Consider the following 16,064-nt stretch of genomic DNA (forward strand, 5'->3'; position numbering starts at 1 on the left):
CTTGCCAAAGGAACCGCTGTATAGCAGAAAAATGGTAAGTCCTCTCAGTGTAGACGCAGATATTGGAAGGATTACCCGGAATGGAAGAGAAAATGGAAATAGAACCGGGAGATCGGCAGATTCTCGATGCGCTTCAACACAACGGCCGCATCTCCAACCAGGAACTTGCCGAAAGCGTTGCCATGTCAGCTTCGGCCTGCTGGCGCCGGGTCAGGGCACTGGAGCAGGCAGGCGTGATCGAACGTTATACGGCGGTCATCAACCCGGATGCCTGCGGGCTCGGCTTCCACGCCATGGTGCATGTGGTGCTTTCACGCCACCAGGCCGATCATGTCGAGAGCTTCATTGCCGCGGTGATGACCCGGCCGGAAGTGCTCGATTGTTTCGCCACCACCGGTGACGCCGATTATCATCTGCGCGTACGCTGCCGCGATCTTGGCGCCTACAACCAATTTCTGGAAAAATTCCTGTTCGCGCTCAAGGGTGTCTCCACCGTCAAGACCAACCTGATCCTCAGGCAATTAAAGCACGAGACTCGGCTGCCGGTTTAAACAGTTCCCCGCACCACCACGGTGCCCAGCAGCCAGTCGTGGACGGTGCGCTTGCGGTCGAGCACCAGAGTTGCGAGCAGAATCAGCGGTGTCAGCACCGCATTCAAGGCCCAGAACAGCACACTGTGAACCACGGCGAGCATGAAATCCACCGGGCGGCCATCAAGCCGGACAAGCCGGATGTCCATCATCCGCATCCCGGGTGTGGCCTGGTTCGGTCCGCCCATGGTCATGCCGACATAGGGAATGACCACCAGCAGGAACAGGATCGGGTAGAGGAAAAATCCCAGGCCGAGTGTGAAAATCCCGATGAAGAACACCAGCACCGCCACCGGGACGCACAAGAGCAGCACAATCGCGTAATCGATGAAAAACGCCATTATCCGCCGCGAGCGCACCCCGTCATAAAGCGCAATGTCGTCATACCGGCCGATTGTCGGCTCGGCTGCGCTGTCTGGGTACTGTTGGCTCACGGCTCTCTCCTGTTATCGGTGCGGGCAAATGGCTCGCCTTGAACCAGATGTAGGAAGTCAAACGCCTCAGTTAAAGGCTTTGTTGCCGGTTTTGGCCCGCAAACGCTGTCGGTTCAGCCAAGCCCCTTGGCGATCAGCCGCGCGGCCTCGGGCGCGAAATAGGTCAGGATTCCGTCGCAGCCCGCACGTTTGAAGGCCAGCAGGGTTTCCAACATGATCCGCTCGCCGTCGATATAGCCGGCAGCGTCTGCTGCCTTGACCATCGAATATTCGCCCGACACCTGGTAGGCGAAGGTCGGCAGGCCGAAATTGTCCTTGAGCGCCCGGCAGATATCGAGATAGGGCAGACCCGGCTTGACCATCAGCATGTCGGCGCCTTCCTCGACATCGAGTCCGGCGTCTCGCACCGCTTCCATGGCGTTGGACGGGTCGAGATAATAGCTGCGCTTGTCGCCCTTCAAAAGCCCCGAGGTGTTGATCGCCTCGCGGTAGGGGCCATAGCAGGCGGAGGCAAATTTGGTGGCATAGGACATGATCGCCACATTCTGGTGACCGGCGGCGTCGAGCGCCTGCCGGATCGCGCCGATACGGCCGTCCATCATGTCTGACGGCGCAATGATGTCGGAGCCCGCGTCGGCCTGGTGCACCGCGGCGGCTGCAATCGCGCGCACGGTCTCGTCGTTGACGATCTCGCCATCGCGCAGGATGCCGTCATGGCCGTGATCGGTGAACGGATCGAGCGCAACGTCGGTAATCACGCCGATATCGGGCACTGCCTGCTTGATGGCACGGGTGGCCTGGTTGATCAGGTTGTCCGCTTCAAGCGCCAGCGAACCGGTCTGGTCGCGGCGTTCAAGCTCGACATTGGGGAAGGTGGCGAGTGCCGGAATGCCGAGATCGGCCGCCATCCGCGCCGCCTCCACCGCCCGGTCCACCGACAGCCGGTTGACGCCGGGCATGGCTGAAATCGGCTCGGAGATATTGGTGCCGGGGACAATAAAGATCGGCCAGATCAGGTCATCTACCATGAGCCGGGTTTCGCGCACCAGCCGCCGCGACCAGTCGGCGCCACGGCTGCGGCGCATGCGCCGGCGGGCGGTGATCTCGTCGACATTGACCGCTGCCGCGGCTGCCAATCCGGCTTCTGTGTTCTTCGTGTTCTCGCCCATCTTCTTTCATCCTCAGTCAACAAGGCGGACTCGATCAGCGGGTGCGCCGTTTTCCGCGCTATAGACCGCACCAGGGATGGTCTGGTCAAGATCCGCCTGTATGCTTCATCAGGCTAGTCCCGCCCGTCACGGCTTGCCCTGCGGCAGGCTTTGATATTGACTGCGGCCGAATCCGACGGTTGATCCCGCCGGCACAAAAGATCAGGAGACGCCGTAGATGGCGATATTGCAAGTTGGCGCGGCGCCGGCGCCCGGCGTCAGCACCCTCGAATCGAGCTTCCGGCTGTTTCTCCGGCTGGTGGCCCTGAGCAGCCTTGTCGCGGGGCTACAATATTGGGGCAAGCTGATCGGCCTTACAGATGGTGGCATGGCGCGTTTCGACCTTCTGCCGTCCTATTGGCAGCTCGCCGCGACGTCGCTAGCGGTGTTGCTGCCGGTGGCTGCTGTCGGCTTGTGGATGCAGGTGTCCTGGGGGCCGGTGATCTGGGTTGCCGGCGCCGGCGCGGAAGTGGTCATGCACCAGGGCCTGCCGCTCTGGTTTGGCGAGCGCCCGCTGCTGGTCATCGGCCATGGCGTGGTGCTGGCGGTGTATCTGTGCTTCCGCATCCTGTTGTTCCTGAAATGGCGCAGGGATGCCACGCAGGTAAGACCTGATTCACTTTGATTGCTGGTTGCTTGCAGGTAAGACGTTGTTAAGCTTGCAGTTTAAGTAGAATTTTATGCGTATTCGATAGGGTCTGTCTCAAGGCGGGAACAAAAACCGCCAACATCAACAGTGAGACAGTCATCATGTCATATACAAATTCGGCACTCGCCACAGCGCCCAAACCTGTCGCCGCCAATGATCAGGCTGAAGCACTTCGCGATCTCTATCTCGAATCGCTGCAACTGGTCGAACGGCTGCACCGCCGCCTGCTCGATGTCATCAAGGATGAGTTCGATCGCGCCAACCGTACCGACATAAACGCGATCCAGGCATTGCTGCTGTTTAATATCGGCAATTCCGAACTGACCGCCGGCGAGCTTCGCACCCGCGGCTATTATCTTGGTTCCAATGTTTCCTACAATCTCAAGAAACTGGTGGATCTGGGCTACATCAATCATCAGCGCTCGCGGGTGGACCGTCGCGCGGTTCGCATCAGCCTGACCGAACACGGTGTTGAAATCGCCGAGATCGTTGCAGGGCTTTACGATCGCCACATCAATTCGATTGCCCAGGTCGGCGGGATCGGCGCCAGCGAGTTCGAGGAACTCAACAAGCTGATGCAGCGGCTCGACCGGTTCTGGAACGATCAGATCCTCTACCGCCTTTAAGGCCGGTTTGAAGGTACTTGCCACAAGCGGCGGGCGCAGGCCCGCCGCAATTGCGGTTGTCGGCGTTGGTTGGCAATCTTCCTGCTGAACCCGGTTACGGGGCAGGGGATTGGCTAAGGTAGGGGCGACCAAGACCTCTGCCGGACCATCGTTTGGCCCTATTTCCATGAAACCGCTATCTGCCAGTGTGGGGCCAGGTGCAGACAGGATCTTTCGGGTCTTTGTCCTGTCCGCGTTTCACGATAAAGTGTCGCAATTGTTGGGCGGACCCGGTGTTGGTCCGGAAATCTTAACGTTAACCATGATACGCGACGTAACGAGCCTTAACATCAGACCCGATTGCATGGTGGAGTGAGAATGAAAACGTTGACCGGATTAGACAAACCGACCCGCCGCCGCTTTATTGCCCGTGCTGCCGCCTTGGCTGCAACGGCGGTGACAGCCGGCCCGGCCTTGGCCCAGTCGACCATCCAGGACATCATTTCGGCGCCGCGCCGCGGATCATGGGACGACCAGTTCGACGCCGAAAGCTCCCGTTCGGTGGCAAAGACGGCGACCCGTTTTCCAATCACCAGCGCCGATACGATCGGTTTTGTCGAGCGCTCCGTTTTCGATTATCGGAACATCGTTGCAAACGGCGGCTGGCCAATCGTGCCGGCCACCAAGAAATTGCGCATGGGCGATTCCGAACCGGAGGTGCGGCTGTTGCGCCAGCGCCTGATCGCCTCGGGCGATCTCGACCGCAATGCCGGCCTGTCCAATGCGTTCGATTCCTATGTCGATGGCGCCGTCAAGCAGTTCCAGGCCCGTCACGGCCTGCCGCCGGACGGCGTTTTGGGCAGCTACACCTACCAGGCGCTGAACGTCTCGGCGGCCGTGCGTCTCGGCCAACTTGAGACAAACCTCGTGCGGCTGCGCTCGATGTCGGGCTTTCTCGGTGATCGCTACGTCATGGTCAACATTCCCGCCGCGCAGATCGAAGCGGTGGAGAACGACCGTGTGGTGCTGCGTCACACCGCCATTGTCGGCAAGATCGACCGCCAGACGCCGATTCTCAATTCCAAGATCCACCAGATCATTCTCAATCCCTACTGGACCTCGCCGCGCTCGATCATCCAGAAGGATATCGTGCCGCTGATGCGCAAGGACCCGACCTATCTGGCGCGCAACTCGATTCGCCTGTTTGACGGCCAGGGCAACGAGGTGGCGCCCGAGACCATCGACTGGAACGCCGAGAAGGCGCCGGCCCTGATGTTCCGCCAGGACCCTGGCAAGGGCAACGCGATGGCATCGACCAAGATCAATTTCCACAATCCGCATGCCGTCTACATGCACGACACCCCACAGCAGGGCGTATTCAACAAGCTTTTGCGGTTTGAATCCTCAGGCTGCGTGCGGGTTCAGAACGTGCGCGACCTCAATACCTGGTTGCTGCGCGATACACCGGGATGGGATCGTCAGACCATGGAAGGCGTGATTGCCTCCGGTGAAAACACCGAGATCGACCTGAGTGTGCCGGTGCCGGTCTATTTCACCTATTTCACTGCCTGGGCGTCGGAGGACGGCGTGGTCCAGTTCCGCGACGACGTCTATCAGCGTGATGGCGTCGACGAATTGGCCTTGCGCTAAAACGTCTGCAGGCCTCGTTATCAACACGAAAAAACCGCCCGTAACCGGGCGGTTTTTTCGTTGCGCGCGCTGTGATGACGCAATCAGGCCGGCAGATGTTGCCCTTGCCATGCGACGGGGGTAAACAGCGCCATCCGGTCGGGCATTTCCCGGGCTGGATTCGAGCCGTATCTTACGACGCCGCCGTTTCACGGCAGACCCGAGCCACACCCCGAGTCACACAAGGAACCCGGATCATGTCCAACGCGACCCCCGCAGCCCGTTTTTCTGATGCATTCTTCAATCGCACATTGGCCGACGCCGATCCTGCGCTGTATGGCTCGATTCGGGACGAGTTGGGTCGTCAGCGCCATGAAGTCGAACTGATCGCGTCCGAAAACATTGTCTCCCGCGCCGTGCTCGAGGCACAGGGTTCGGTGATGACCAACAAATATGCCGAGGGCTATCCGGGCCGGCGTTATTATGGTGGTTGCCACTTCGTCGATGTCGCCGAAAATCTTGCCATTGACCGGGTCAAGCAACTGTTCGGCTGCGGCTTTGCCAATGTCCAGCCCAATTCCGGCTCGCAGGCCAACCAGGCAGTGCTGCTGGCGCTCGCCAAGCCAGGCGATACACTTCTTGGAATGAGCCTCGACGCTGGCGGACACCTGACCCACGGCGCCCGCCCCAATCTGTCCGGCAAATGGTTCAACGCCGTCCAATATGGTCTCGATCTGGCCACTGGCGTGATCGACTATGACCAGGTCGAGGCATTGGCCCGCGAACACAAGCCACGCATCATCATTGCCGGTGGTTCGGCCTATTCCCGCCATATTGATTTTGCCCGTTTCCGTGCCATTGCCGATGCGGTCGATGCCATTCTCTGGGTCGACATGGCGCATTTTGCCGGCCTGGTGGCAGGCGGCTTGCATCCAAACCCGTTCCCGCACGCCCATGTCGCTACCTCGACCACCCACAAGACCCTGCGCGGTCCGCGCGGCGGCCTGGTTCTGACCAACGACGAGGATATCGCCAAGAAGATCAATTCGGCCGTCTTCCCCGGCTTGCAGGGCGGACCGCTGATGCATGTGATCGCCGCCAAGGCGGTTGCCTTCGGCGAGGCGCTGACGCCGGAATTCAAGAGCTATGTCGGCCAGGTGGTGCGCAACGCCGAAGTGCTGGCCGAAACCCTGGTTGCAGGTGGCCTCGAGATTGTCTCCGGCGGCACCGACACCCATTTGATGCTGGTCGACCTCCGGCCCAAGAGCCTAACCGGCAAGGCCTCTGAGGCAGCTCTCGGCCGGGCCTTCATCACCTGCAACAAGAATGGCGTACCCAACGATCCGGAAAAGCCGACGATCACCTCGGGCGTCCGTCTCGGCACCCCGGCAGGCACCACCCGCGGCTTCGGCGAGGTCGAGTTCCGCGAAATCGGCGCCCTGATTCTCGAAGTGCTTGACGGCCTCAAGCAGGCCAATTCGGAAGACGGTAACGCCAAGGTCGAGGCCGCTGTGAAGCAGAAGGTGATTGCACTCACCGATCGTTTCCCGATTTATCCGCATCTCGGGTAGGCGCAGATGCGGTGTCCCTATTGCGGCTCTGAAGACAGCCAGGTGAAGGATTCGCGGCCTGCCGAGGACGGCGCCGCGATTCGCCGTCGGCGCGTCTGTCCCGATTGTGGCGGGCGCTTCACCACCTTCGAACGCGTGCAGCTGCGCGACCTGCAAGTGCTCAAGAAAACCGGGCGTAAGGTGCCATTTGACCGCGACAAGCTGGCCAAATCATTCCAGATCGCGCTGCGCAAGCGGCCGGTGGATCCGGAACGGATCGACCGTGCGGTATCGGGTATCGTCCGAAGGCTGGAAAGCTCGGGAGAGACCGAAATCGCCACCGATGGGATCGGCCTGCTGGTGCTCGAGGCGCTCAAGGCGCTCGATGACGTCGGCTTCGTGCGCTACGCCTCGGTCTATCGAGATTTTTCCGGACCGCAGGATTTTGAACGTACGATCGCGGAACTGACAGCAAGGATCGCTGGCGACACTACCGCCGGCGACGACTGATGCCATGGCGGTGAGCGCGCTCGACCGCCGCTTCATGGCCGCTGCCATCCGGCTGGCGCGTTGGCACGAAGGGCGCACCGGGTCCAATCCGTCTGTCGCCACCGTGATTACCCGCGAGATTGGCGGAGCCCAGGTCATTGTTGGTCGCGGTGTCACCGCGATTGGCGGGCGGCCTCACGCAGAACCGCAGGCGCTGGCCGAAGCAGGCAAGCTTGCCCGCGGTGCCACAGCCTATGTGACGCTCGAACCCTGCGCCCATCACGGCCGCACCCCGCCTTGCGCGGAAGCGTTGATCAATGCCGGCGTGGCCCGTGTTGTAGCGGCCGCCACCGATCCTGATGACCGGGTCTCGGGTCGCGGCTATGCGATCCTGCGCGATGCCGGCATCGAGGTGGAGCAGGGGGTGCTTGCCACCGAGGCGGCGCGTGATCTTGCCGGATACCTCACCCGGCGGGTCAGCAACCGGGCGCATGTGACTCTCAAGCTTGCGGTTTCTCGTAATGGCAAGATCGGCCGACGGGATGGCGGACAGGTCTCGATTACTGGCGAAATCAGCCACGGCCAGGTTCATGCCTTGCGCGCGCAAAGCGACGTGATTTTGGTTGGCATCGGGACCGTGATCAATGATGACCCGGAATTGACATGCCGGCTGCCGGGGATGGAGACGCGCTCGCCAATCCGGCTGGTGCTTGATGCAGGACTGAGATTGCCCCTGGGCTCGCGGCTCGCAGCCTCGGCGCGGCAGACGCCGGTCTGGATCGCCACCGCTGCCGCTCAGGAACTTGAGGCGCGGACGCAACTGTCGGCCCTCGGCGTCAATTTCATTGCCAGCGAAACCCATGATGGCCGCATCGCGCTGCCGGAACTGCTCGAGGATCTGGCCGCCCGCGGATTGTCGACGGTGATGGTTGAAGGCGGCGCGGAAGTGGCGCAGGCATTTCTTGCCGAGGATCTGGTCGACCGAATCGTCCTGTTGACCGGTCCAGACGACATTAACGGCGACGCGGTGGCCGCGCCGCTGACGTCACAGACCATTCCATCCCGCTTTCGTGCTGTTGCCACAAGGGCCTATGGCGCCGACCGGATGGACGAGTACGAAAGGGCCTAGCACCATGTTTACCGGCATCATCACCGATATCGGCCGGGTGGCCGATGTGACCGAGCGCGATCAGGGTGTCGCCCTGCGTATCGAGACCGCTTTTGACCCCGCCGGCATCGATATCGGAGCCTCGATTGCTTGTTCCGGCGTCTGCCTGACGGTGACCGCCTTGCCACAACACGGCGACAATGGCCGCTGGTTTGAGGTTGAGGCCTGGGAAGAGGCTCTGCGCCTGACCACCATCGCCAACTGGCAGCAGGGAACCCGAATCAATCTCGAGCGATCGCTCAAGATCGGTGACGAGTTGGGCGGCCATATGGTCTCCGGTCATGTCGACGGTCTGGCCGAACTTGTAGCCATCAAGGATGAAGGCGAGGCGCGGCGGTTTACGCTGCGTGCGCCGGACGCTCTGGCGCGCTTCATCGCACCCAAGGGCTCTGTGGCGCTTGATGGCACGTCGCTTACGGTCAACGGCGTCAATGGCGCCGAGTTCGACGTGCTGCTGATCCGCCATTCGCTTGAGGTGACTACATGGGGCGAGCGTTCAGTTGGTGACAGGGTTAATCTCGAGGTCGACCAGATGGCGCGCTACGCAGCGCGGCTTGCCGAGGCCGCCGCCACTTCCTGACCGGGCAGTTGCCTGAGCCGGGTCAATGATCGGGCAGTGACCGTCCGATGTCGAACCGCGCCAGCAGATGCAGCCCGAACACCGCAAAGATGTGCATCAGCCACAGCGGCACATTTCGGGCCAGGAAGAATGTCTCGATGAATGACAGCAGACAGACAAACACGATGATCATGAAGAACATGTCGGCAAGTTTGCGGTTGCCCGGCAGGCGCCGCGCCCTTGCATAGTTGAACATCGGCCCGACAAACAGCACCCAGAATAATACTGCTCCACCGACAAAGCCGAAATTCAGCAGGATATCGAGGTAGTTGTTGTGTCCGTGCACGATGTGGCGATAGTCCCATGCCGCCTCGAACGGCTTGTCGAGACCGAGCACGTTGTCCGTCAGCCAGAAATTATACAGACCGAAGCCGAACCAGGGATGCTCGGGTATTTTTGATAGGCTGACCTCCCACAAGGTGGTGCGTCCGGTGTAGGTCTGATCGCCCAGGAGATCGCCCACCAACTGGCTTATATCGGCGCTGTAGAGCGATCCGAGGGTAAAGATGGCCACGGCGAGCATCGTCACCAGCGTTGCGAAAATAGCGATACTGCTGCGTTGGAAAATCGGGGCCAGCAACACGATCATGATGGCGACCGGAAAAAAGCCAGTGGTGGTCTTGGAACCGGTCTGCACCACGAAAACCGTCGCTGCGGCAAACATCACCAGTCCCGTCAACCGCTGCCCCGAACGCATGATGTAAAGGCCGAAAAAGGCGATGATGGACATCACCGGGCCGGCAATGTTCTTGTGACTGAAATGTCCACGCCAAAGCCCGGCATGTTGTGGTTCGTAGGCATCAAAACCGTGGATGGCGAGGTTGGGCAAAAACACCACACCGGCATAGGACAGGGCGAGCGCTGCACCGGCGCCGATCAGCAACGCGAACCGGAAATCACTTTCGCCCCGCGGCAGCACTATCACCGAAAACGCCAACAGCATGCCGATTACCGTGAAGGCCGCACTGCGGAAGGTCGATTCAGGATCGGGGGCTTGGATCACATTGACGGCAATCAGCAGGCCAAGTGCAATGAAGCTGGGGGTAAGCAGGCTTGCCAGCGCCTTCTTGTTGGCCAGGCAGACCAGCGCCAGCAGGCAGATCACTCCGGCGGCCATAAACCCGATCTGGTTGAGCGCGTCGCCCTCGGAACTGGAACTCTCGAAAACGCTGGTCGCGGCGAAGGGCCGGAGCGAAATCAGCATCAGCGCAATGCCGAGCGTCGAAATCGCGATGGCCACGATCCGCGCCGTTCCTGCCGGAAGCAGGCAGGGATGGGCAAGCCGCAACTGCGCCTGCAGCGCGGGATTGCTGCGGCGCTGCGGATAGACGGCGGCGCCGTTTGCCGATGAAGCTCCCATGCCAACAATCCCGGAGAGACCTGTTAAGGCCTCACCATCGTCGGTTTATGGTTAACGGATCGTAAAGAACGCACCGAAGGCGAGGATATTGCCGTGGTGCCGCACCGATCAAAAGCCTGCACTGTCCCGGCCTTTGCAGCAGCAACACTTACAAGCGCTTTATTCTTGCATGCTTGCAGCGTCAGAATTGCCGGCATCGGGGTCGCCATGCTGCTCGAGTGCTTGCACGCCTTTTGGGCAAACCGCGTAAATGCCGGTGGCGACGCGCTCGAACCAGCCATAGTGATTGTCGGCCATCAGTGCACGTGCTTTCTCAACGCCGGAAGTCCTGGCCACCTGCGCGGCTTTTGTCGGTCCGAGCTCCAGCAGCACGCGAGCGCAGCGCAGCGCATCCTGGCGGTAGGCAGTCATCAGCCCCTGTCGGGTTGCTCCGCCGGAATTCGGGTCGCCGGTGCGCTTGGCAAATTCGCGCAGCAGGCGGGTTTTCTTGATCGCTGATTTCCGTGGCTTGAAAGGCGAGGGGTCGGCATGAACCTCCACCAGCCCGTCTTTCAGGCGCACGGTCATCAATCCCAGGCCGAGCCGCCGGCACAGCGACTTGTTGGCCTTGAGCGATTTCAGCGCGGCGCGACCGCTGCCGCGTGGCACCGCGACATAGACGTCGTCGGTTATCGCCTGACGCTCGATTGCCTGGTGAAACAGCGACAGCGAAAAACTGGTCTTCAATTCCACCACCAACGGTTCGCCGCCGTCGCGAACCGCCACTACGTCGGCAGCTCCGATTTCCCCCTTGACCTCGTAGCCCTGGCTTTCAAGCAGGGCTTTGACCGGTGGGTAGAGATCAGTTTCGCGGGGTCTGGTGGCGCTCATGGTCGCCATCTCTAACGGAGTCGGCGTGGCGCGGAAAGCTTAACGATGAGGCTCTTTTGATGTGCAGCAAGGCATTTTCGCGGTCTTGTGGTCTGCAAAATACGGTATGCTACCGGTTGCCAACGCAAGCCTGGTCAGGCCGGCAAAATCCCGCCACACCGGTCCGGAAGCCATTTCTGCTTGCCAAATGGCGGACAAAGTGATTTGACCCGCGCTCTGATCCGACCTTATCTCCGGTTCCGCTCCGGAACCCTGTGACGCGTGGCATGACCCGCCCGCAAGAAGGAAAGCCGTCATGGCAAAAGCCTCCCCTCCGCATCTGTTGATCGTCGAAGCGCGCTTTTACGACGACATGTCCGACGCGCTGCTCGAGGGCGCCAAATCCGCGCTCGACGCAGCCGGCGCAACTTATGACGTCGTCACGGTGCCGGGCGCATTGGAAATTCCGCCGGCAATCGCCATCGCACTAGATGCGATGGATGAAGGGGGCGTCGAGTATAATGGCTTTGTCGCACTCGGGGTCGTCATCCGCGGCGAAACCTACCATTTCGAAATCGTCTCCAACGAATCGGCGCGTGGCCTGATGACGCTTGCGGTTTCCGAATCGCTTGCGCTCGGCAACGGCATCATGACCACCGAGAACGCCGAACAGGCCTGGGAGCGGGTCAAGAAGGACCGCCTCGACAAGGGCGGTTTTGCGGCGCGAGCGGCGCTGTCGATGATTGCGTTGAAAGAAAAGCTGGCGGGTTGATCGTGACACCAAACCAATCCCCGACCCCGGAAACAAAACCCGCCAACCAACGCGGCGCTGCGCGACTTGCTGCCGTTCAGGCGCTCTACCAGATGGACATCGGCGGTGCAGGCGTGCTCGAAATCGTCGCTGAATACGAAGACCATCGCCTGGGCGGTGAGATCGATGGCGATCAGTACCGTCCTGCCGACGCGGCCTGGTTCCGCGCGGTGGTCTCGGGCGTCGTCGAAAATCAGCGCGCGCTCGATCCGGTGATCCGCGCCAGTCTCAACGAAGACTGGCCCTTGTCACGTCTCGACGCCACCTTGCGTGCCATTCTCAGGGCAGGGGCCTGGGAGCTCTCGGCCAAGAAGGATGTGCCCTTTGCCGTCATTGTCACCGAATATGTCGATGTCGCGCGCGCCTTCTTCGATGGCGAGGAGCCGAAGATCGTCAATGCGGTGCTGGACCGCCTGGCCCGGACCTATCGTGAAGATCCCACCCCTGCGGCGAGCTGAGCATCATGGCGTTTCTCGACAGGGTCAGGCTGGCTGGCTCCAACGAAGCGGAAAACCTCGCCCGCCGCAATGCGTTGTTGTTGTCGGGCGCACAGGCATTTGGCGGCGCCGCCGCGCCCATCGCCATTTCGATGGGCGGCCTTGCCGGCTTCTACCTTCTCGGCGCAGATAAATCTCTCGCCACTGCACCGGTCACCGGGTTCAACCTCGGTGTTGCCGTTGGCGCACTGCCTGCTGCCTGGCTGATGCGCCAGATCGGCCGTCGCTACGGTTTTATCTCGGGCATGGGAATGACCGCGTTTGGCGGTCTGCTGTCGGCGGTCGCGCTGTTCCGCCACGAGTTCTGGCTGTTCGCTTTCGCCATGGCGTTTATCGGCATGGGCGGCGCGTTCGTTCAGCAATACCGGTTTGCCGCCGCCGACGGATCGCCAACGAATTTCAAGGCGCAGGCCATTTCCTGGGTTCTTGCCGGCGGCGTGTTTGCCGCCATCATTGGCCCGCAGACGGTGATCTTCGCCAGCGAATTGCTAGCCCCGGTGATGTTTGCCGGTTCGTTCGTGGCGATACTGCCGCTGGCGCTGATCACCATATCGATCCTGTGGTTCCTGCGCATTCCCAACGACACCAAGCCCGGTGAGGTCGGCCACGACGAGACACCGGCACGACCGCTGTTCGAGATTATCAGCCAGCCCCGGTTCATCACCGCCATGATCTGTGGCGTCGGGTCCTATTCCCTGATGGTCTTCATGATGACCGGTGCGCCGCTGGCCATGGTCGGCTGCGGTTTCTCGCCTGAACTCGCCACGCTGGGCATCCAGTGGCATGTGATGGCGATGTACGCACCGAGCTTCTTCACCGGCAAGCTCATCGCCCGCTTCGGCCGCGACACGATCACCGCCAGCGGCCTCATCATTCTGCTCGGGTGCGCGATAGTTGCGCATATGGGGATCGAGTTGTGGAACTTCTGGCTCGCCCTGGTTCTGCTTGGCATCGGCTGGAATTTTGGCTTCATCGGTGCCACCACCATGGTGACCAGCACCTACCGCGCCTCCGAGAAGAACAAGGTGCAGGGGTTTCACGATGTCACGCTGTTTGGCATCGTCGCCTTCGCCTCACTGATGTCGGGCAAGGTGCTCAATGCTTGGGGCTGGGACGCGCTCAACAGCCTGTTCTGGCCTGTGGCACTATTCTGCCTGCTGGTGCTAGGCGTGCAGGTCTTGAGAGAGCGCCGCAGGTCGTTTTGAACGCGACGGGCGCGCTTTATGGCGCTTTTCCGCAGCGCTCTGAGACCAAAGACTAATTAACCAGTGCTTATTGATGTTTACGCGGCAATAAGGCCGCTTGCGGACTTGACGTCGTAGCCCCTCTACAGCAAACATCCGCCGCGATGCGGCTGGGGGTCCGGGCATGTGGTTCGTACTCCTTTCGCCGTGGCATATTGTGGCCGGGGAAGTCATCTGATTCCGGCCAAATTGGAGGGACATCAGCATGACAATTCTTTTTGCTGTGATCGCCTGTGGATTGCTTTCCATTGTTTACGCCATCTGGGCGACCAAATCGGTTATGGCAGCCGATCAGGGCAATGCACGCATGCAGGAAATCGCAGGCTATATTCGTGAAGGCGCTCAGGCCTACCTGAACCGTCAGTACACAGCCATCGCCATCGTTGGCGCAGTGGTTGTCGTCGTAACCTATCTGCTTCTCGGCGCAACCGCCGCAGTCGGCTTCCTGATTGGTGCGATTTTGTCGGGTGCGGCCGGTTATATCGGCATGCACGTTTCGGTACGTGCCAACGTGCGCACGGCACAGGCTTCCTCCGTCAATCTTGCCAGCGGTCTCGACATCGCCTTCAAGGCAGGCGCCATCACCGGTATGCTGGTGGCGGGCCTCGCGCTCCTGGGCGTTGCGGTCTACTATTACGTTCTGACTGGCCCCATGGCGCTTGCATCTGACAGCCGTCAGGTGATCGACGCACTGGTGGCGCTCGGTTTCGGCGCATCGCTGATTTCGATCTTTGCCCGTCTGGGGGGCGGTATCTTCACCAAGGGTGCTGACGTTGGCGGCGATCTCGTCGGCAAGGTCGAGGCAGGCATCCCTGAAGATGATCCTCGCAACCCGGCGACCATCGCTGACAACGTTGGCGACAACGTTGGCGATTGCGCAGGCATGGCGGCTGACCTGTTTGAAACCTACGCGGTGACCGTTGTCGCCACCATGGTTCTGGCAGCGATCTTCTTTGGCGGTTCGGATATCCTTGGCTCGGCCATGATCTATCCGCTGGCCATCTGTGGTGCATCGATCATCACCTCGATCGTCGGCACTTTCTTCGTCAAGCTCGGCCAGAACGGTTCGATCATGGGCGCTCTTTACAAGGGCCTGATCGTCACCGGCCTGTTGTCGATTGTCGGTCTCGCCGGCGCAACCCACATGACCATCGGTTGGGGCGAAATCGCCATCATCGACGGCAAGGCAATCACCGGTTCGGGATTGTTTGCCTGCGGCGTGGTTGGTCTCATCGTGACTGCACTCATCGTGGTGATTACCGAGTACTACACCGGCACCAACAAGCGTCCGGTCAACTCGATCAGCCAGGCTTCGGTCACCGGTCACGGCACCAACGTGATCCAGGGCCTTGCCATTTCGCTTGAATCAACCGCTCTGCCGGCAATCGTCATCGTTGGCGGCATCATCTCGACTTACCAGCTCGCTGGCCTGTTCGGCACCGGCATCGCGGTCACCGCCATGCTCGGCATCGCCGGCATGATCGTTGCCCTCGACGCCTTCGGTCCGGTCACCGACAACGCTGGCGGTATCGCTGAAATGTCGGGTCTTCCGCCGGAAGTTCGTCAGGCAACTGACGCTCTCGACGCGGTCGGCAACACCACCAAGGCCGTCACCAAGGGCTATGCCATCGGTTCGGCTGGTCTTGGCGCACTGGTGCTGTTCGCAGCCTACTCGAACGACCTGAAGTTCTTTGCCGCCAAGGCAAATGCGGAAGGCTCGACGCTGTATCCTTACTTCAAGGACATGGGCGAGATTTCGTTCGATCTGTCCAACCCCTACGTGGTTGCAGGTCTGATCTTCGGCGGTCTCATCCCCTATCTGTTCGGCGGTATCGCCATGACAGCTGTGGGACGTGCTGCCGGCTCGATCGTGGAAGAAGTCCGCGCCCAGTTCAAGGCCAAGCCGGGCATCATGGCCGGCACCGAAAAGCCTGACTATGGCCGCGCCGTGGACATTTTGACCAAGGCCGCGATCAAGGAAATGATCGTGCCGTCGCTGCTGCCGGTTCTGGCTCCGCTGTTCGTCTATTTCGGCGTACTGCTGATCTCGGGCTCCAAGGCATCTGCCTTTGCCGCACTCGGCGCGTCGCTTCTGGGCGTGATCGTCAACGGCCTGTTCGTCGCAATCTCGATGACCTCGGGTGGTGGTGCGTGGGACAACGCCAAGAAATCCTTTGAAGACGGTTTCGTCGACAAGGACGGCGTCAAGCACGAGAAGGGCTCTGAGGCTCACAAGGCTTCGGTGACCGGTGATACCGTCGGCGATCCTTACAAGGACACCGCTGGTCCGGCCGTCAACCCGGCCATCAAGATCACCAACATCGTCGCTCTTCTGCTGCTGGCAGTGCTTGCGCACTGACAG

General features: G+C 60.8%; 16 protein-coding genes. 12 read left to right on the forward strand and 4 right to left on the reverse strand.

What is annotated here, in order from left to right; translation table 11 throughout:
• Positions 1-80: 80 nt before the first annotated feature.
• Positions 81-551, forward strand: a complete 471-nt coding sequence (locus tag ACK6D9_RS11475; protein ID WP_412048627.1) for an Lrp/AsnC family transcriptional regulator — start codon at positions 81-83, stop codon at positions 549-551.
• Here the strand turns inward: ACK6D9_RS11475 and ACK6D9_RS11480 are convergent.
• Positions 548-931 carry an RDD family protein gene (locus ACK6D9_RS11480; RefSeq protein ID WP_322989277.1) on the reverse strand — a complete coding sequence of 128 codons (384 nt, stop codon included), beginning with the start codon at positions 929-931 and terminating at the stop codon, positions 548-550. The two genes, ACK6D9_RS11475 and ACK6D9_RS11480, sit on opposite strands and share 4 nt — an antisense overlap.
• Before the next feature lie 206 nt (positions 932-1,137).
• Positions 1,138-2,193, reverse strand: coding sequence for a porphobilinogen synthase (gene hemB / locus ACK6D9_RS11485; RefSeq protein WP_412048628.1), 1,056 nt, complete (start codon positions 2,191-2,193; stop codon positions 1,138-1,140).
• A gap of 217 nt (positions 2,194-2,410) precedes the next feature.
• Between hemB and ACK6D9_RS11490 the strand changes: the two genes are divergently transcribed.
• The 7 genes from ACK6D9_RS11490 to ACK6D9_RS11520 all read left to right on the forward strand — a co-directional run bounded on the left by ACK6D9_RS11490 (position 2,411) and on the right by ACK6D9_RS11520 (position 8,902).
• Positions 2,411-2,857, forward strand: a complete 447-nt coding sequence (locus ACK6D9_RS11490) for a DUF6163 family protein (RefSeq protein WP_322989273.1) — start codon at positions 2,411-2,413, stop codon at positions 2,855-2,857.
• Positions 2,858-2,982: 125 nt separating this feature from the next.
• Complete coding sequence (gene ldtR, locus ACK6D9_RS11495) at positions 2,983-3,507, forward strand: transcriptional regulator LdtR (protein ID WP_322989272.1); 525 nt, start codon at positions 2,983-2,985, stop codon at positions 3,505-3,507.
• A 357-nt stretch (positions 3,508-3,864) separates the two neighbouring features.
• Positions 3,865-5,136: a L,D-transpeptidase family protein gene (locus ACK6D9_RS11500; protein ID WP_322989271.1), complete on the forward strand. Its 1,272-nt coding sequence runs from the start codon at positions 3,865-3,867 to the stop codon at positions 5,134-5,136.
• A gap of 236 nt (positions 5,137-5,372) precedes the next feature.
• Positions 5,373-6,686 (forward strand): serine hydroxymethyltransferase, encoded by a 1,314-nt coding sequence (gene glyA / locus ACK6D9_RS11505; protein ID WP_322989270.1) that lies wholly within the window; start codon positions 5,373-5,375, stop codon positions 6,684-6,686.
• A 6-nt stretch (positions 6,687-6,692) separates the two neighbouring features.
• The gene (nrdR, locus tag ACK6D9_RS11510; protein ID WP_322989269.1) at positions 6,693-7,175 is read left to right on the forward strand and encodes a transcriptional regulator NrdR; all 483 of its coding nucleotides are present in this window, start codon (positions 6,693-6,695) and stop codon (positions 7,173-7,175) included.
• A gap of 4 nt (positions 7,176-7,179) precedes the next feature.
• Complete coding sequence (gene ribD, locus ACK6D9_RS11515) at positions 7,180-8,283, forward strand: bifunctional diaminohydroxyphosphoribosylaminopyrimidine deaminase/5-amino-6-(5-phosphoribosylamino)uracil reductase RibD (RefSeq protein WP_412048629.1); 1,104 nt, start codon at positions 7,180-7,182, stop codon at positions 8,281-8,283.
• 4 nt (positions 8,284-8,287) lie between these two features.
• The gene (locus tag ACK6D9_RS11520; protein ID WP_412048630.1) at positions 8,288-8,902 is read left to right on the forward strand and encodes a riboflavin synthase; all 615 of its coding nucleotides are present in this window, start codon (positions 8,288-8,290) and stop codon (positions 8,900-8,902) included.
• 22 nt (positions 8,903-8,924) lie between these two features.
• Here the strand turns inward: ACK6D9_RS11520 and ACK6D9_RS11525 are convergent, their stop codons facing one another.
• Complete coding sequence (locus ACK6D9_RS11525) at positions 8,925-10,301, reverse strand: O-antigen ligase family protein (RefSeq protein WP_412048631.1); 1,377 nt, start codon at positions 10,299-10,301, stop codon at positions 8,925-8,927.
• A 159-nt stretch (positions 10,302-10,460) separates the two neighbouring features.
• Positions 10,461-11,171, reverse strand: a complete 711-nt coding sequence (locus ACK6D9_RS11530) for a DUF2161 domain-containing phosphodiesterase (protein WP_322989107.1) — start codon at positions 11,169-11,171, stop codon at positions 10,461-10,463.
• A 295-nt stretch (positions 11,172-11,466) separates the two neighbouring features.
• Between ACK6D9_RS11530 and ribH the strand changes: the two genes are divergently transcribed.
• The 4 genes from ribH (at position 11,467) to ACK6D9_RS11550 (ending at position 16,061) form a co-directional block, all read left to right on the forward strand.
• The gene (gene ribH, locus ACK6D9_RS11535) at positions 11,467-11,922 is read left to right on the forward strand and encodes a 6,7-dimethyl-8-ribityllumazine synthase (protein ID WP_322989108.1); all 456 of its coding nucleotides are present in this window, start codon (positions 11,467-11,469) and stop codon (positions 11,920-11,922) included.
• On the forward strand, positions 11,922-12,419 hold the full coding sequence (gene nusB / locus ACK6D9_RS11540) for a transcription antitermination factor NusB (RefSeq protein ID WP_412051796.1): 498 nt from the start codon (positions 11,922-11,924) through the stop codon (positions 12,417-12,419). Before ribH ends, nusB begins: the two co-directional genes overlap by 1 nt.
• Positions 12,420-12,424: 5 nt before the next feature.
• Positions 12,425-13,663, forward strand: coding sequence for an MFS transporter (locus ACK6D9_RS11545; RefSeq protein ID WP_322989110.1), 1,239 nt, complete (start codon positions 12,425-12,427; stop codon positions 13,661-13,663).
• 244 nt (positions 13,664-13,907) lie between these two features.
• On the forward strand, positions 13,908-16,061 hold the full coding sequence (locus tag ACK6D9_RS11550; protein WP_322989111.1) for a sodium-translocating pyrophosphatase: 2,154 nt from the start codon (positions 13,908-13,910) through the stop codon (positions 16,059-16,061).
• Positions 16,062-16,064 lie beyond the last annotated feature (3 nt).

The sequence above is a fragment of the Hoeflea sp. Naph1 genome, assembly GCF_046837775.1.
GTDB lineage: Bacteria > Pseudomonadota > Alphaproteobacteria > Rhizobiales > Rhizobiaceae > Hoeflea.

Excerpts from the sequence above, each read along its gene's own strand:
- ACK6D9_RS11475 (WP_412048627.1), top strand. The coding sequence starts at position 81 with ATGGAAGAGAAAATGGAAATAGAACCGGGAGATCGGCAGATTCTCGAT.
- ACK6D9_RS11480 (WP_322989277.1), bottom strand. The coding sequence starts at position 931 with ATGGCGTTTTTCATCGATTACGCGATTGTGCTGCTCTTGTGCGTCCCG.
- hemB (WP_412048628.1), bottom strand. The coding sequence starts at position 2,193 with ATGGGCGAGAACACGAAGAACACAGAAGCCGGATTGGCAGCCGCGGCA.
- ACK6D9_RS11490 (WP_322989273.1), top strand. The coding sequence starts at position 2,411 with ATGGCGATATTGCAAGTTGGCGCGGCGCCGGCGCCCGGCGTCAGCACC.
- ldtR (WP_322989272.1), top strand. The coding sequence starts at position 2,983 with ATGTCATATACAAATTCGGCACTCGCCACAGCGCCCAAACCTGTCGCC.
- ACK6D9_RS11500 (WP_322989271.1), top strand. The coding sequence starts at position 3,865 with ATGAAAACGTTGACCGGATTAGACAAACCGACCCGCCGCCGCTTTATT.
- glyA (WP_322989270.1), top strand. The coding sequence starts at position 5,373 with ATGTCCAACGCGACCCCCGCAGCCCGTTTTTCTGATGCATTCTTCAAT.
- nrdR (WP_322989269.1), top strand. The coding sequence starts at position 6,693 with ATGCGGTGTCCCTATTGCGGCTCTGAAGACAGCCAGGTGAAGGATTCG.
- ribD (WP_412048629.1), top strand. The coding sequence starts at position 7,180 with ATGGCGGTGAGCGCGCTCGACCGCCGCTTCATGGCCGCTGCCATCCGG.
- ACK6D9_RS11520 (WP_412048630.1), top strand. The coding sequence starts at position 8,288 with ATGTTTACCGGCATCATCACCGATATCGGCCGGGTGGCCGATGTGACC.
- ACK6D9_RS11525 (WP_412048631.1), bottom strand. The coding sequence starts at position 10,301 with ATGGGAGCTTCATCGGCAAACGGCGCCGCCGTCTATCCGCAGCGCCGC.
- ACK6D9_RS11530 (WP_322989107.1), bottom strand. The coding sequence starts at position 11,171 with ATGAGCGCCACCAGACCCCGCGAAACTGATCTCTACCCACCGGTCAAA.
- ribH (WP_322989108.1), top strand. The coding sequence starts at position 11,467 with ATGGCAAAAGCCTCCCCTCCGCATCTGTTGATCGTCGAAGCGCGCTTT.
- ACK6D9_RS11545 (WP_322989110.1), top strand. The coding sequence starts at position 12,425 with ATGGCGTTTCTCGACAGGGTCAGGCTGGCTGGCTCCAACGAAGCGGAA.
- ACK6D9_RS11550 (WP_322989111.1), top strand. The coding sequence starts at position 13,908 with ATGACAATTCTTTTTGCTGTGATCGCCTGTGGATTGCTTTCCATTGTT.